This is a genomic window from Marinobacter pelagius (assembly GCF_003315345.1).
In the GTDB taxonomy this organism is placed as follows: Bacteria; Pseudomonadota; Gammaproteobacteria; order Pseudomonadales; family Oleiphilaceae; genus Marinobacter; species Marinobacter pelagius_A.
This window is the reverse complement of the sequence record NZ_QNRO01000008.1, coordinates 46,265-60,408: the sequence shown is the minus strand read 5'-3', so window position 1 is coordinate 60,408 and position 14,144 is coordinate 46,265. Positions and strand designations below refer to the sequence as shown.

The 14,144-nt window shown below is 53.6% G+C and carries 13 protein-coding genes and 1 pseudogene; 7 read left to right on the top strand and 7 right to left on the bottom strand.

Features of this window, described 5'->3' with window-relative positions; translation table 11 throughout:
• Positions 1 to 561: 561 nt before the first annotated feature.
• Together DET50_RS09150 and DET50_RS09145 are read left to right on the top strand one after the other, a co-directional pair.
• Positions 562 to 1,101, top strand: a complete 540-nt coding sequence (locus DET50_RS09150) for a putative pterin-binding protein (protein ID WP_147252205.1) — start codon at positions 562 to 564, stop codon at positions 1,099 to 1,101.
• Entirely contained in the window at positions 1,088 to 3,055 is a 1,968-nt protein-coding gene (locus DET50_RS09145; protein WP_113862551.1) for an EAL domain-containing protein, read from the top strand. The genes DET50_RS09150 and DET50_RS09145 overlap by 14 nt, the downstream gene beginning before the upstream one ends.
• Before the next feature lie 46 nt (positions 3,056 to 3,101).
• On the opposite strand, the pseudogene DET50_RS09140 reads toward DET50_RS09145, so the two are convergent.
• Positions 3,102 to 3,458 (bottom strand): annotated as a pseudogene (locus tag DET50_RS09140) (HD-GYP domain-containing protein); the annotation flags it as partial.
• A 67-nt stretch (positions 3,459 to 3,525) separates the two neighbouring features.
• Here DET50_RS09140 and tnpA point away from each other — a divergent pair.
• From tnpA to DET50_RS09120, 4 genes are read left to right on the top strand one after another with little or no spacing between them, the layout of a single operon-like run.
• Positions 3,526 to 3,816: an IS66 family insertion sequence element accessory protein TnpA gene (gene tnpA, locus DET50_RS09135; RefSeq protein WP_113862549.1), complete on the top strand. Its 291-nt coding sequence runs from the start codon at positions 3,526 to 3,528 to the stop codon at positions 3,814 to 3,816.
• On the top strand, positions 3,813 to 4,157 hold the full coding sequence (tnpB, locus tag DET50_RS09130; RefSeq protein WP_016915087.1) for an IS66 family insertion sequence element accessory protein TnpB: 345 nt from the start codon (positions 3,813 to 3,815) through the stop codon (positions 4,155 to 4,157). Before tnpA ends, tnpB begins: the two co-directional genes overlap by 4 nt.
• 28 nt (positions 4,158 to 4,185) lie before the next feature.
• Entirely contained in the window at positions 4,186 to 5,814 is a 1,629-nt protein-coding gene (tnpC, locus tag DET50_RS09125) for an IS66 family transposase (RefSeq protein WP_181799963.1), read from the top strand.
• Positions 5,804 to 6,073, top strand: a complete 270-nt coding sequence (locus DET50_RS09120; RefSeq protein ID WP_113862548.1) for a hypothetical protein — start codon at positions 5,804 to 5,806, stop codon at positions 6,071 to 6,073. Before tnpC ends, DET50_RS09120 begins: the two co-directional genes overlap by 11 nt.
• Before the next feature lie 25 nt (positions 6,074 to 6,098).
• Here DET50_RS09120 and DET50_RS09115 read toward each other — a convergent pair whose 3' ends face one another.
• The 6 genes from DET50_RS09115 to phnC all read right to left on the bottom strand — a co-directional run bounded on the left by DET50_RS09115 (position 6,099) and on the right by phnC (position 11,595).
• On the bottom strand, positions 6,099 to 6,596 hold the full coding sequence (locus tag DET50_RS09115) for a CHASE4 domain-containing protein (protein WP_113862547.1): 498 nt from the start codon (positions 6,594 to 6,596) through the stop codon (positions 6,099 to 6,101).
• Between the two features lie 536 nt (positions 6,597 to 7,132).
• Positions 7,133 to 8,011, bottom strand: a complete 879-nt coding sequence (locus DET50_RS09110) for a LysR family transcriptional regulator (protein ID WP_113862546.1) — start codon at positions 8,009 to 8,011, stop codon at positions 7,133 to 7,135.
• On the bottom strand, positions 8,008 to 9,015 hold the full coding sequence (locus DET50_RS09105; RefSeq protein ID WP_220150137.1) for a phosphonate dehydrogenase: 1,008 nt from the start codon (positions 9,013 to 9,015) through the stop codon (positions 8,008 to 8,010). Before DET50_RS09105 ends, DET50_RS09110 begins: the two co-directional genes overlap by 4 nt.
• Before the next feature lie 50 nt (positions 9,016 to 9,065).
• Entirely contained in the window at positions 9,066 to 9,866 is an 801-nt protein-coding gene (gene phnE, locus DET50_RS09100; RefSeq protein WP_220150136.1) for a phosphonate ABC transporter, permease protein PhnE, read from the bottom strand.
• 59 nt (positions 9,867 to 9,925) lie between these two features.
• Positions 9,926 to 10,774 carry a phosphate/phosphite/phosphonate ABC transporter substrate-binding protein gene (phnD, locus tag DET50_RS09095; RefSeq protein ID WP_113862621.1) on the bottom strand — a complete coding sequence of 283 codons (849 nt, stop codon included), beginning with the start codon at positions 10,772 to 10,774 and terminating at the stop codon, positions 9,926 to 9,928.
• 5 nt (positions 10,775 to 10,779) lie between these two features.
• Entirely contained in the window at positions 10,780 to 11,595 is an 816-nt protein-coding gene (phnC, locus tag DET50_RS09090) for a phosphonate ABC transporter ATP-binding protein (protein ID WP_113862545.1), read from the bottom strand.
• Between the two features lie 383 nt (positions 11,596 to 11,978).
• Here phnC and DET50_RS09085 point away from each other — a divergent pair, with 383 nt between their 5' ends.
• On the top strand, positions 11,979 to 13,853 hold the full coding sequence (locus tag DET50_RS09085; RefSeq protein WP_113862544.1) for a sensor domain-containing phosphodiesterase: 1,875 nt from the start codon (positions 11,979 to 11,981) through the stop codon (positions 13,851 to 13,853).
• Positions 13,854 to 14,144: the final 291 nt, after the last annotated feature.

Sequence of the window (14,144 nt, the reverse complement as noted above, 5' to 3'; positions counted from 1 at the left end):
CTCACTGGCATACTAACTCTCACTTCGCGCTCAACTCTCCGGTCGGAGAGGCACAATCACTATCAACTCTACACACTACTCTTTTTTAGTACTTTTTGAAACGGAGACCTCAGTTGGATGTAACTATCAAGTCACTCCGCTTGGCCTATCTTGAGCATGTACCTGCCGTCTATCAGATAAGATCCCTAGCCAACTGTTTTTTAAAGGCTTTGTATTCATTGCCCATAAAACTTCATTGCTACTCGCAATGATGCATCAGTCACTGCGGAAAATATGCAAAATCTTGCAAAAAGAACGAGGTGATTTCTAATTTGAGCTTAAGATTTACAGTTACAGCAATCAGCAAAACCTCATCCTTGAGCTTTCCGTATAAGCCCTCCCTCAGAATTATGACTCCACCTTATTGTTTTTTTTAATATTTTTATCCGGTTCCCGGAAGCAACCAGGTGTGCTCTCTCTTAACGTTTTGAGATCCGACTGCATACGACCGCATATTGTGGAAATAAATACTCATTTCTTTTACAGTAAATGGTCATATGTGACGACTATGAGAGGAAAATCGTGGCCCCATTCTATTTAACCAGTGCCCACTCACGCATTAGTCATGCCATAGCTCTCTGTCTACTCTTTTTGCTGCCCTCCACATCGACGGCACAAGTAGCTTTTCTGCCAAAGCTGAAAATTGTCTTTGAGGACGAGCGGGCTCTGGTTGAACTCACGCCTTATGATCTCGACAACCTGCCTCAGCAAAGCATTGAGACCCACTCCCCGTATTACAAAGGCAGTATAGAGTTCAGCGGTCCCGTGCTGGCGGACTTGCTAAACTCGGTGGCCGGAGGTGATATCGAGGACAACACCAAGGTATCTCTATACGCCCTGAACAACTACTTCGTTCACACCACCATGGGAGAACTCAAGGAAGCCGACGCCCTCCTGGCGACTCGTAAGGAGGGTGACCGCCTCTCGATCCGTGAACGCGGCCCTTACTGGGTCATACTTCCTTTAAGCGAGAGAGAAGAACTGGACTCCGAGCATTACCATAAACTAATGGTGTGGCAGCTAAATAAAATCAAGTTGGGAGGCCAGCATGCCAGGGACTGAATCCACGCTTCTTTACCGGCTTTTTTCCCATCGTGTTACCTTTTCCGTCTTCGTATTGACATGCTTTCTGATACTGGTCATTGGATTCAGTTTTTACGAAGGTCGCAATCGGGCCGATATCTCGCTGTCCGGCCTCCGCCTTGCCTCCTGGAGTCTGGCCCAGTTTCGTGACGAAGCGAAGTCATTCGACCGGGAGATCATTCTCGCGGATACGCGGATTGCACAACCGGTGAAGCTGAAAATCCGTTATGACGTACTTTGGAGCAGGTTTGAATACCTTCTGACCAGCGACGAGACCTATGCGGTACGCAGATTCAATGACAACGTCGCCGAGATCAAGCATCTTTTCACACGATTCAAAGCCCTGGATCCCATCGTTTCCGGGTTGGCACGAAACGGAATCGCTGAGAACCCGCTCAGGCAATTGAGAAATAACTGGAGGCCCATTCATACTGGAATCAATCAACTCGTTATCGATAACCTGATTGGTGGAGAGTCCGGTAACCTCACCCAACAGTTCGACCACGACCTGAACCAGGTATCCCGAATCCGCACGTTACTGCTTGTAATGCTGAGTGCAGGTTTGGTCTATTTCCTCTTCGCGTTGATCTACCTGAAAAAGCAGTTCAAAACAGACCCTTTGACAGGTCTTCCTAACCGGCACTTTCTGAGGCAGAGAAGAGCCGTCACCGAGAATGACCTTTACCTGGTGTGTGAAATCAAAAGCTTTCAGACACTTCAAACCGACCACGGCGATTCCGAGACCGATGCGCTGATTCGCGAAAGCGCGAGAAAGCTGGCACGTTGCATTTCCGAAACGGACACTCTCGTTCATCTGTCATACGGCGAGTTTGTGATCATTAGAAGGGACACCTCCACAGATCCGGCCAGAGCAGCTCAGAAGATTCTTGACCGCTCATCGTTTGACTGGAAAACCGAGCATTCCACCGTGCCGATTCAGTTTGCTATGGGCGCCGATCCCGGCAACCCAGAACTCAGTGAAAATCGTAGTTGGCGCATCAGGCACACGAACGCGTTGCGTGCCCTGGGTCACTCGCTAAACAAAGGCGCGGACCTGACCATCGCTGATGACAATCTGATTTCAGAATACCAATTTAAAAGGAAGGTTCTCAGAGAGTTGGTTCACTTCTTCCGGGGTCACACTTTCTCCGACCTCAGTCTCTCACTCGTTTATCAACCAATCGTTCGCGTTGACCGGAATAAAACGATTGCTGGTGCCGAAGTCTTGCTGAGATGCAGGCTTGGAGACGGCACATCGGTTCCCCCGAACATTATTGTCGACATCTGTGAACATCACCAGCTCGGCAAAGTGTTCGGGGAATGGCTGCTTAAACAGATCGCCTCCGAAGCTTCCCAGATTTGCTCAGTTTTACGGTTTGACGGATTTCTATCGATTAATCTCAATCCTTCGCTCATTTCATCTGAGCTCCCGGAACTATTGGAAACGACCGTGTTATCCGCAGGGTTGAAACCGGACAACATTTGCCTTGAAATCACCGAGGACAATGCTTGTATCGAGTTTGAATCAACGGTGCCCATTCTCCAGGAGTTAAAGGCGCTTGGCGTGAACCTTGCCCTGGATGATTTCGGTACCGGTTACTCTTCCTTGGAGTATCTGCAAAAACTCCAGATTGACAAGCTGAAAATTGACAGGAATTTTGTCAACCGAATAGAGTCCAATCGGGCTAGTGAGCATTTCCTCAGAGGCATCATTGATATAACTCATTTGCTGAGTGTCGAAACTGTTATAGAAGGTGTTGAGAACAAAATGCAGTGGGATATTGTCGCCCGCAACAAAGCTGACTTTGTGCAAGGATACTATGCATACAAACCGATGGACTTCACTTCTTTTCTGTCATGTCTGGTAAGCGAGATGACTGACACAACGGCACACCAAGAAGTCAGTCTGCGCTCAACCTACCTGATGAAGTAATTCAGTTGGGTAAAATCAAAAACCTAAGCCATACACTCCTTGATTATCAGGGTTCTGCATAGCGTTCCTTGATCTCCAGAATCCGGGGCAAGCACTGCTCAAACAGCTTTACCAGCTCAGGATCAAAATGAGTCCCGGCTTCCTGCTTGATCAAACCCAGCGCATCCCCGACCGTCCAGGCCCGCTTGTAAGGCCGTTCTGAGGTCAGCGCATCAAATACATCCGCAATGGCAACAATCCGCCCCACCCTGGGAATATCCTCACCGCTGAGACCTGCCGGGTATCCTGTGCCGTCCCAGCGCTCATGGTGGGTCAGCGCCACTATGCGAGCCAATTCAAGCAGCTCGGACTCATCATCTCCCAGGATCTCCGCCCCGATTTCACAGTAAGCGTTCATTTCAGGACGTTCTGCCGCCCGGCTGAAATTCGCCCTACAGTAACCTCACATTTTCCGACACGAGGTTACCCCCATGAGAAAGCGCCGCACACCCGAACAGTGGCAGGCCCTGGTTGATCAGCAGCGCGCCAGCGGCTTGTCAGCTCCACAGTTTTGTAAACAGGAGAATATTGGTTACGCCAGCTTCTGCAACTGGCGCAAGCGCCTGTCCGGCCCGTCGACCGATGAGGCGTCAGGTTCCGGTGAAGCCGGTTTTCTGGATCTCTCGTCATTGATGGGCAACTCTCCATCTTCCGGCCCAGGCTGGAACATTGTGCGGAGCTTGGGCAACGGCGTCGAATTGCGGCTGAGCCAGAACGGATGATCGGGCTCGATAGCCAGGCGCGCATCTGGCTATGCACCGAACCCACGGACATGCGCAAATCGTTCCGGGGCCTGAGCGCGCTGGTCCGGAATCAGCTGAAGCACGACCCGCTCAGCGGCCAGTATTTCGTCTTCGTCAATCGTCGCAAGACCCAGATGAAGATGCTGTATTTTACCGCCACCGGTTATTGCCTGTGGGCCAAGCGCCTGGAGCAGGGGCAGTTCCGGGTGCCGTTATCCGCCTCTGGTCAGCGGGCCCTGACCCTGACGGATCTGCAACTGCTGATCGATGGTATCGAAGTGCAAAAATACCGCCAGTTCAAGCGTTTTAGAGGGGTATAGAGGACGGACTTCCGGTATAATATCGGCCATGAATTCAATGGCTTCCACCCCCCATTCCAACCCATCTTCCGACCCGGCCCTGGCTGAGGAGAATGCGTTGCTGCGTGAACAACTTAAGGTCATGCAGCGACAGTTGGACTGGTTCAAGAAGCAGCTGTTCGGCCCCAAATCCGAGAAGCAGGTGTATGACCTGCCAGGACAGGACAGCCTGTTCCAGCCAGATGAAGCGCCGCTGCCGGAGCAGCCTGCTGATGAAGAAAAACGCACCATCAAGGCCTATCAGCGCGGCACCGGCAAAAAGCAGCGGGACGACGACTGCCTGAACGATACCGGCCTGCGCTTTACTGCCGATGTGCCGGTAGAAGTCATTGAACACCTGCCACCGGAGCTGACCGGCCCAGAGGCCGATCAGTACGAAGTGGTCGGCAGCAAGACCACCTACCGGCTGGCCCAGCGGGCCTCCAGCTATGTGGTGCTCAAATGCGAACGCCCGGTGTTCCGGCGCAAAGGAGCCGAGAAGCCGGTGACAACTCCGGCTCCATTCAACGTGCTGGACAACAGCCTGGCCGATGTCAGCCTGCTGGCCGGGTTGCTGGTGGACAAGTTCCAGTTCCACCTGCCGCTGTATCGCCAGCACCAGCGCATTCAACAGGCGGGCATTACCGTCAGCCGCAGCACCCTGACAAACCTGGTCAAGCGCGCCATTGACCTGTTGCGCCCCATTGTGGATGCCCAGACCGATAAGGCGCTGCGCAGCCGGGTGCTGGCCATGGATGAAACGCCCATCAAAGCTGGTCATCAGGGCCGGGCAGGCCCGCAAAAGGGCAAAATGAAATCCGGTTGGTTCTGGCCGTTATACGGCGATGCCGACGAGGTTGTGTTCACCTACTCAAACAGCCGTGGGCGTGCGCACATCGAACAGGTGCTCAGCGATCAGTTCAGCGGCACGCTGATCAGTGATGGCTACGCGGCTTATGCCCGGTATACCGCCGCCCAGGGAAACATCACCCACGCCCAGTGCTGGGTGCACAGCCGCCGTTACTTTATCGAGGCACAGAAGGATTACCCGGAGACAGTCACCGAGGCCCTGCAACGGATCGCGAAGCTGTACCAGAATGAAGAGACCATCAAAGCTCAAGGGCTGACCGGCGAGAAGAAACGCCAGTACCGGTTGGACCACTCGAAGGCGGTGGTCAGCGACTTCTTCCAGTGGTGCCGGGATCAGCTGGAGCAAGGGGGTCTGCTGCCCAGCGACTCACTGACCAAAGCCCTGAACTACGTGCTCAGCCGGGAAGCAAGCCTGACCGTGTTCCTGGAAGACCCGGACGTGCAACCAGACACCAACCACCTGGAACGGGCGCTACGCCCCATTCCAATGGGCAAGAAAAACTGGATGTTCTGCTGGACCGAACTGGGCGCGGAACACCTGGGCATCATCCAGAGCCTGATCAGTACCTGCAAACCGCACGATATTAACCCCTACACTTACCTGGTGGACGTGTTGCAACGCATCAGCCAGCACCCGGCCAGTGAAGTCAGCGACCTGACCCCGCGCCTCTGGAAAACCCGGTTCGCCGAGAACCCGTTACGGGCACTGATCGATCTGCGCCACCCTGACCGACAGGGCAAACAGCCGGAGGCCGTTCATGCGCATTGAAGACATGAGCATCGACCAGTTGCTGGAACTGAATCAATACATCTGCCGGCGCATCGACGAACTGAGGGATCAGGAAAATCTCCAGGCGCTAAGCCAGTTGCGGGTAGGCCTGAAAGTGACCTTCGAGGGCCGGGAAGGACCCGTACTGGGGATCGTCACCAAGATCAACCGCAAGAGTGTGATCGTGCTGGGTGAGGATGGCAGGAAGCAATACAAGGTCTCTCCGGAGTTATTGAGGCCTCTGCGTGACGTGAAGTAGGTCAACTACGTCGTGGAATGAACGCTTACCCCTCAGATGGGCGCTGGCCATCCGACCCCTTTATTTTTGAAAAGCCAAGCAACAAGGGGTTTCCGTCGATCACAACGATTCCAGCCCCGGTATCCTGGCGGAAATTGTCTGGCATCCGCTCCAATACCTTAAGATCAAGAGAACTTTGCTCTGAAATCAGAGTGGCATCCCAGCCGTCGTTCCAGGATCGGACATTCAGTAGATCCGCGCCGTACTTTTCGAGCCATATTTCCTTGAAGTTGGAATCGATATAACGCTGGTTTCGATCTTGCGCAAACTCGTAGGTGTCGTCCCAAAACCCCCAATCCGTTGCGATACTCTCGAACCTGGCGAAGTCCTGCTCGACGATCACGATATAAGGAAACGGCCCAGAGAATTGATCTCGATGCGTTGGACAAGCTTTGCAAGCTTTTTGATTGCGAGGTAGGTGAGCTTTTGGAAGTTCAGAGAGACAAATGAAGTTCAACCAATCTTTTCGGCTGCCTAAATCCATCACTTAAAAGACATTTCGTTTTTCAGAACAGTGACCTCTACGCCCAACGATGGCTTTCGGTTGGTCTGCATTAACTGACAACGTCGGCACGAACCGCGACAACCTGTGTTGCCGATTTGCCGTCAAATACACCGTTATCAAGAGGCTCCAATTGAAGTGACGATATGAGATTACTGTCTCGGCGTCCACGCCCGTTTAATTAGAAGCCCTATTTCATCAGTTGCGCCATTGCCTTGATCGAGTCTTGCCGCAGCGATTCGATCTCGGATGGCGTCAAGCGATATGGCTTTTCGGAAGTGACCCGCTGCGCCTTGGGTGAGCGCGTAGATGCCGTAGCTGAACTATTACTGGAGCTAGTCATTGAGTGTTTTTCCATGTGTGTGCCCCAAGTACTGACGCATTTTTCAGGCTGCGCAAGTTCCAATTCGCTATCAAACCCAATCAATTTGGCAGCTCGAACAAGAAGGCCTACCGTCACAGAGTATAAAGGCTAAAACCAACCTTGGGATAATGATGAAGGTAAACCGTACCGATTTTCAGATCTGCGCCCCAGCTTTGTGGCCACCCAGGAATTCTATGAGCAGTCGCCCATTGGATGTGTCGGGCATTTCCGCGCGGTAGGCTAGGTAGAGGCGTTTGTAGATACGTCTGTCGCAGAGTCGCAGAGCAGCGAGCCGCCCTTCCCGGACTTCATTGGCTACGCTCGTCGCCAGCACAATGGACATGCCCAGACCTGCTTCAACGGCCCGCTTGACGGCTTCTGTGCTGCCCAGATTCATGGGAACACGAATTGTCTGGGAGATATCTCCCAGACACTCTCGCAGGATGCGTCCGGTGCCACTGCCACGTTCGCCACCCAGCAGCTCCGCACCCCGTAACGCCTCGGCAGACACTGTTTTCCGTCCCACCCAAGAATGCTCAGGACCAACAATAATCACCAGCTCATCGTTCCCCCAAGAATCAGCAACACACCCGGGGTGGTCCTGCCAGCACTCAAGCACAGCGACGTCGAGCTCACCTGATAACAATCTATCGGTGATGTCGGGATTGGAGCCTATGGAAAAGTCGAGTCCGATGTTGGGATGGGTCTCACGAAACGCTTTGATGAGCGGCGGCAACAGAAATACCCCAGGATTGGATGCCGCGCCCAGTGCTACCTGTCCCTCTCCAGTGGCTTTCCGGGCATGCCGTGCTAATTTCAGCAGACTTTGGGCGTAAGTCAGGAAAGCTTCTCCCCGGGGCGTGGGATAACAGCCATTGTTCTGCCGCTCCAATAGGCGCACACCAAGTTCCGCTTCCAGTTTAAGGATATGCTGGGAGAGCAGCGGCTGGGACCGAGCCGAGCGGACGGCGGCATCACGAAAGCTGCCCGCTTCCGCCACCGCGATGAAGCTCTCAACATGCTTCAGATTCATGTGGGTAGACGCCGCCGGACATCGTTGATGGCGCCCTTGGGCACCTCGCCGCGCAGGGCCTGCAAAATATTGTCCGCCGCCTCCAATGCAATCTCTCGACGCACGCGATCCACGGCCGAACCTAGATGCGGCGTGAAAAAGGTCCGCGGATGCGAGAGCAGCCTTGGATTGATGTGCGCGGGGCGATCCCCCCTATGCCACTCTTCCAACTCGAAAACATCGGCGCCATAGCCTCCCAGATGACCGGATTCCAAGGCGTCAGCCACGGCGTTTTCATCCACCACCGAGCCGCGGCACGCGTTGACCAATATTGCGCCAGGCTTCATCGCCGCAAGGGCAGAACGGTCGATCAAGTGCAGGGTGGTCGCGTTCATCGGCACCATGGGCACGACGAAATCGCTCTCGGCCAGCAGCCGCTCCAGCGTGACGGCGCTCGCGTCCCAAGGCGAGTCCTGCTCTACTTGCATGACCTGGGGATCACTGTAGAGAATCCGGCAGTCAAAGGCTTGCAAACGCTTGGCGATGGCCCGGCCGACCTGCCCCATGCCAATGATTCCAACGGTAGAGCCGGCCAGACCGGTCCCGTAGAAGCGGGCTCGCCATCCTTGGAAATCACCTCGCCGAATCGCGGCGTCGCCTTCAGCCATTCGACGCCCGGTCGCCAGCATCAGACCGATAGTGAGTTCGGCCGTCGGGACGGTTAACCGGTCAGGCACAATGGTGAAAATGACATCGTGCTCAGTGCACGCCTTAACGTCAAAATTATCATAACCTTTAAGCGCAGCGCTGATGATTTTGAGGTTAGGGGCAGCCTCAAGGAACTCAGCGTCGACGCTGTCTGGCATGAACACCATCATGGCATCGGCCTCACGTGCATGGGCCAAGAGCGTTTCGCGGTCAAACGGTTCCATCTCCGGATTAAGGATAAGCTCGCAATGGGGCGATAGCTTCCCCACCACGGAGTCGTGGACCCAATGGGTAATCAGTACTCGAGGTTTATTCACGGTAATTTTTCCGTCACAAGATGAATCACGTGGGAGAGAGCGGCGCCCTGTCACTTAAAGCGACGGCGTAAAAGAGAGCTAAGGCCATCAACGGCGGTGACCATCAGCAGGATCACCAGCAGAATGGCTAGCACCTCCTGATATTGCATGAGCCGCAATGAGCCCATGAGCTCGAACCCGATGCCACCAGCACCGACCATGCCCATAACCGTCGAAGCACGGAAATTGTATTCCCACCGATAGATGGAAACGTCTGCCATTTGTGGTAATACCTGAGGCAAAACTCCGTGGACGATTACCTGCAGGCGCGTGGCACCGGCGGCCTGCGTGGCCTCCACCGGAGCTTCGTCTACGTGTTCGATCGATTCGGCAAAGAACTTGCCCACCATACCGATCGAGTGCAGGCCCAGAGCCAGAACACCTGGCAGAGCACCAAAACCCACGGCAGCGACAAAAATGATGCCCATAATCAATTCAGGTACTGACCGCAGCCCGTTCAGGATCGCCCGTGCGACATGGTAGACCACCGGATGGGGAGTCGTATTTCGAGCAGCCAGCAAGGCCAGTGGTATGGAAAAAAGCACCGCCAAGGCCGTGCCCGCCACGCTCATGGCAAGCGTATCCATAAGCGGAGCCACCCAGTCACGGGCGTCACTAAAATCGGGGGGAATCATTTCACCGATAAGGCTGCCCATACTAGGGACACCGTCGGCCAGACGGGTGCCATCGAACAGGCCAACGTAGTAGCTACAAACCAGGATAATCGCCGCGACAAGCCCAATTTGAAGGGACTGACGACGGATCTGACGATTACGCTGGCGCAGCAGTTCAGAATAGGTGATCTGCATCATCAAAGGGCCTCTCACTTCAAATAGACCTGCCCACCCTGGGTGAGCAGGTCTTTACCGGTTCAGTTTTTGGCGAATTCCAGTTCCAACATGCGACCCAGATCTCGGACCACGTCGTAATCCGCATCCTCGATCGGATCGAACGCATCGGCCTTGAACGGCTTGAGCACTGCCGCGTCGTCCAGCGTATAGAAGGCGTTTCGGATCCGCTCTTTCAATTCAGGGGCTAGATCAGAACGCATAGTCCAGGGGTACTGGGGAAACGGCTTGGATACCTGAATCTCGTTGACCTTGCTTTTGTCGACAATGCCGCGGCTAACCAGTGACTTGAAAATGGGATGGCTCAGGCCACCTGCCTGCGCACGCCCATTCATCACCGCCATGGCTACAGCGTCGTGGGCGCCTAAAAAGTGCTCGCGATAGTCAGAGTCTTGCTTGAGCCCCTTTTCCGCCATCATCGATTTGGGAATCAGGTGACTGGATGTAGAGGCCACATCGCCAAATGCCACGTCCTTACCCTTGATGTCCTGAAAATCATCGACGCCGGCCGCGGCATTACCGATGAGAATCGAGTGGTAAGTGGTACTACCCCCCTTGCGAATCGCGGCGAAGGCTTCGATATTGCTCTTGGACTTGGCTAGAACATAGGACAACGGGCCGAAGTAACCCAGCTCCAGGCGACCATGGCGCATGGCCTCGATCATAGAGGAGTAGTCGGTGGTTACAACCAGCTCAATGTCCTTGCCCAATTTCTCTTCCAGGTAGGACTGAAGGGGTTTGTTGTTCTTGATCACGGTGGCAGCATTCTCATCCGGCAGCAGCGCCACGCGGAGGGTGTCGGGATTGGTTTTGTCACTGGCGTGGACGCTGAAGGCAACCAGCATCAGTACCAGAGAGAAGAAACGGATCATTAGGGTCATATTTGGTTCTCCAAAGGTTGGGGGACAACGGGGGTAAAGGGCCTGGTATGACCCTGTGTTTCGGCCTCGGGCAGCGGCGCGGACGCTTGACGATACAGGCGGTCCAGCTCCCTACTCGAGAGATTGCCAGCCACGTCGTCGAACACGACGGAGCCGCCGGCAATACCAACGATGCGATCAGCAAAGGTCCGCGCTAATTCAACCTGGTGAAGGCTGACAATGGCGGGTATGCGTTTTTCAGCACAGACATCACGAATCAGGCTCAGCACCCGATGAGAGGATTCTGGATCCAGGCTGGCCACCGGTTCGTCGGCCAGCAGAAGTCGTGGCTCCTGGGCCATAGCCCGGGCGATGCCCACACGTTGCTGCTGGCCTCCGGAAAGGCTATCAACTCGGACCAAGGACTTCTCCAACAACCCCACCCGCTCGATACAGGCTAGCGCCACCGAGCGATCTTGGTCAGACAAGGGCCAGAACGAACGCAGAGTGCTGTGATAACCCAAGCGCCCGGTCAACACGTTCTGCAGCACGGATCGACGCCCAATCAGCTGGTGCTGCTGAAAAATCATGCCGGTCTGGCGGCGATGGGTTAGCAAACGGTTCCGGCCCTGCAGGGTTCCAATCCCGTCGACAGTAATGGAGCCACCTGTTGGAGGTGTAAGATGGTTAAGACACCGCAACAGCGTGGATTTGCCAGCGCCGGAGGCACCTAGCAGGACAACGAACTGGCCGCCCTCGAATCGCAAGTTCGTGGATTTAAGGGCGCGGGTACCGCCCGGATAAGTAACGTTGACGCCTTTGAGCTCAATCATGCTTCGCCTTTCGTAATCAAACAGAGATTTCGATAACGTTTTGTTATCGCTTACCCTGATCGAATCGAATGACAGGCTGGTGACATCTATTTGAAGGTTTTGTGTCGGAAGATCGAAACCCTCGATCTCGGGTGATTGTAACTATTGCTATATGAGCAGGCCCCCTTATGGCTGTCCGAAAGACGTGCTGATCCGCTTGCCAACGCATAAGAACAGCGCCATTTACGAGCTATCACCCTTCAACCGGATGGAAGCCGGCTATGCCTGACAAGCTGTAATGCCCAGACGCTTACTTTTAATTGGTGACTGCCGGGTTGATCTTCCCTAAAACGTCTGGCGTAGTGGGCAAATAGATGTTTCGATCTTAAAAAAGGCAGATAAAAATGGCTGCACACCCACTCCCAAAGCAGGAATTCGACTATCTAAGCGACCCCGCTCGTCTCGAAGCGCTTTACCGTCTCAACATCATAGATACGGGAACTGAAGGGGTGTTTGACACGATCACTCGTTTGACTGCATCCCTATTTGAAGTGGAATTGGCCACCATCCATCTGATAGACGATCACCGCCAATGGGTAAAAGCTTCGTCGAATGGTATCTGTGCACCCGATACGCCAGTGGGTAAAACATTCTGTGAACGGACGGTTGCAAAGAAAGAGTTGGTTCTGGTCCCGGACTTACAAAAAGATCCGGTCTACAACACCAGTCACTTTGTCACAGGACCATTGAAGCTTCGTTTCTACGCCGGGATGCCCTTGATATCAAGAGATGGTCATGCAGTGGGGACCCTTTGCCTGCTAGATACGCGAGCAAATATTTTTGAATGGTTTTCTGACCACGACCTCAGCCTGTATCGCTATTTGGCAGATCTCGTTATTCGCACCATGGAGCTGCGCGAGAGTCATGTGAACGCACAAAAGCGCTTCTTACAAGCAAGTGAGGAAGACGGGGTCACTGGTCTGGTAAACAGTCGGGGCGTATTGGCACATTTAAACGAGCAGTTCAGCAAGGATAACAGTCTTAAGAGCGTGGCTGGCATGATTCAGGTTCGTTTGCCCGGTCTTGAACGAATTCGCCGCGCTTATGGAACTCCTTTCAGTAATGAATTATTACAACAGGTTGTGGAACGAATTCAGAAGGCGACCCAGCCAGCGGATCTTCTGGCTAGAACCGATGACGTAAGCCTTCTCCTTACACGGATCTCTTCTGCTTCCACAGGAAAGCAAGCAATAAACCTGATTACCCAATGGGCAGCAGAGCAAGGTCAAAAGCTGCTTGAGGAATTCGAATCGCCCTTCGTGTGCGGGGGCGAAAACTTTTATCTTTCTGCCCAATTAGGCCTCGCACATTCGTTAAGTAGCGACCCAAGTGGATATTCCGTTCTTGAGAGGGCCGATGATGCGGCGGTCAAAGCACAAAAAGACACGCCTAACGCAAGTTCGATGTGCTGGGGTAACTCAGAACTGAAGGAAGAGTATAAACACGCTGTTGCCACCGAGTCTCGGTTGCGTCAGGCCGTTGAGCAAGAGCAGTTAGCGGTTGTTTTCCAACCCATCGTAGACCTGAATGCTGGTAATAAGATTATCGGGGCTGAGGCACTGGTCAGATGGCCAGATTCGGGAGAGCCGCCGATTGGTCCAGATGTATTCGTACCCTTGGCGGAGGAGCTGGGCCTCATTGGTAAAATGGGATCATGGGTTTTTGACACGGCCTGTCGGACGCTCAGGCACTGGCGTGATGTTTCCAGGCAGGATCTGTGGATGTCTGTTAACGTCTCGCCCAAGCAACTACAAGATCCGGCTTTGGCTTCTCAGCTTGAAACCATCACCTTGAACGCTGGCTTGAGGCCCTCTCAGATAAAACTGGAGATAACCGAAAGCGGTCTCATTGAGCAATATGGGCAGGTTACTCAGCTTTTGAAAAAACTGGTCGACTGCGGCTTTAAGCTCGCATTGGACGACTTTGGAACAGGGCATTCTTCATTGAGTCGACTGATCCAACTTCCATTTGACGTTTTGAAGGTTGATCGGGCGTTTGTTTCGGACAGCCCTGAGGGAGCTGGTGCAGCCGTTGTAGCCAGCTTATCCAGCCTCGCAAAATCCCTGAATCTGGAGACGGTAGGGGAAGGGGTTGAAACAGATACTCAGGAAGCCTTTCTTCGACAGCATGGTTATTGCCTTGCACAGGGCTATCGCTATGCAAGGCCGCTGACAGCCAATGGCTTTCTGGATGAGTTAGATAAACAAAACAACAATTAGCTACCGTAGGAGTCCAGCCGCGTCATATTGAGTAATCTCGCAAGTTTTCGCCTGGTACCTATGAATTAAATCTGATATTCAGAGTTAGAATTGAGCACGTAAACTCAATCTGGATAGAACGACCTAATAAATCGAATCGGTGAGAGGGCAGTCAAGGCATGCGTCTCAAAGTGCCTTACGGTCATTTGCGCGCAGCGGCAAAAAATCCTGTCACAAGCATCGGCACATATCTGTCACATATACGTCACAAGGGCTGACCATGCCCCCAAAACGAAAAAAGGCAGACCAGTA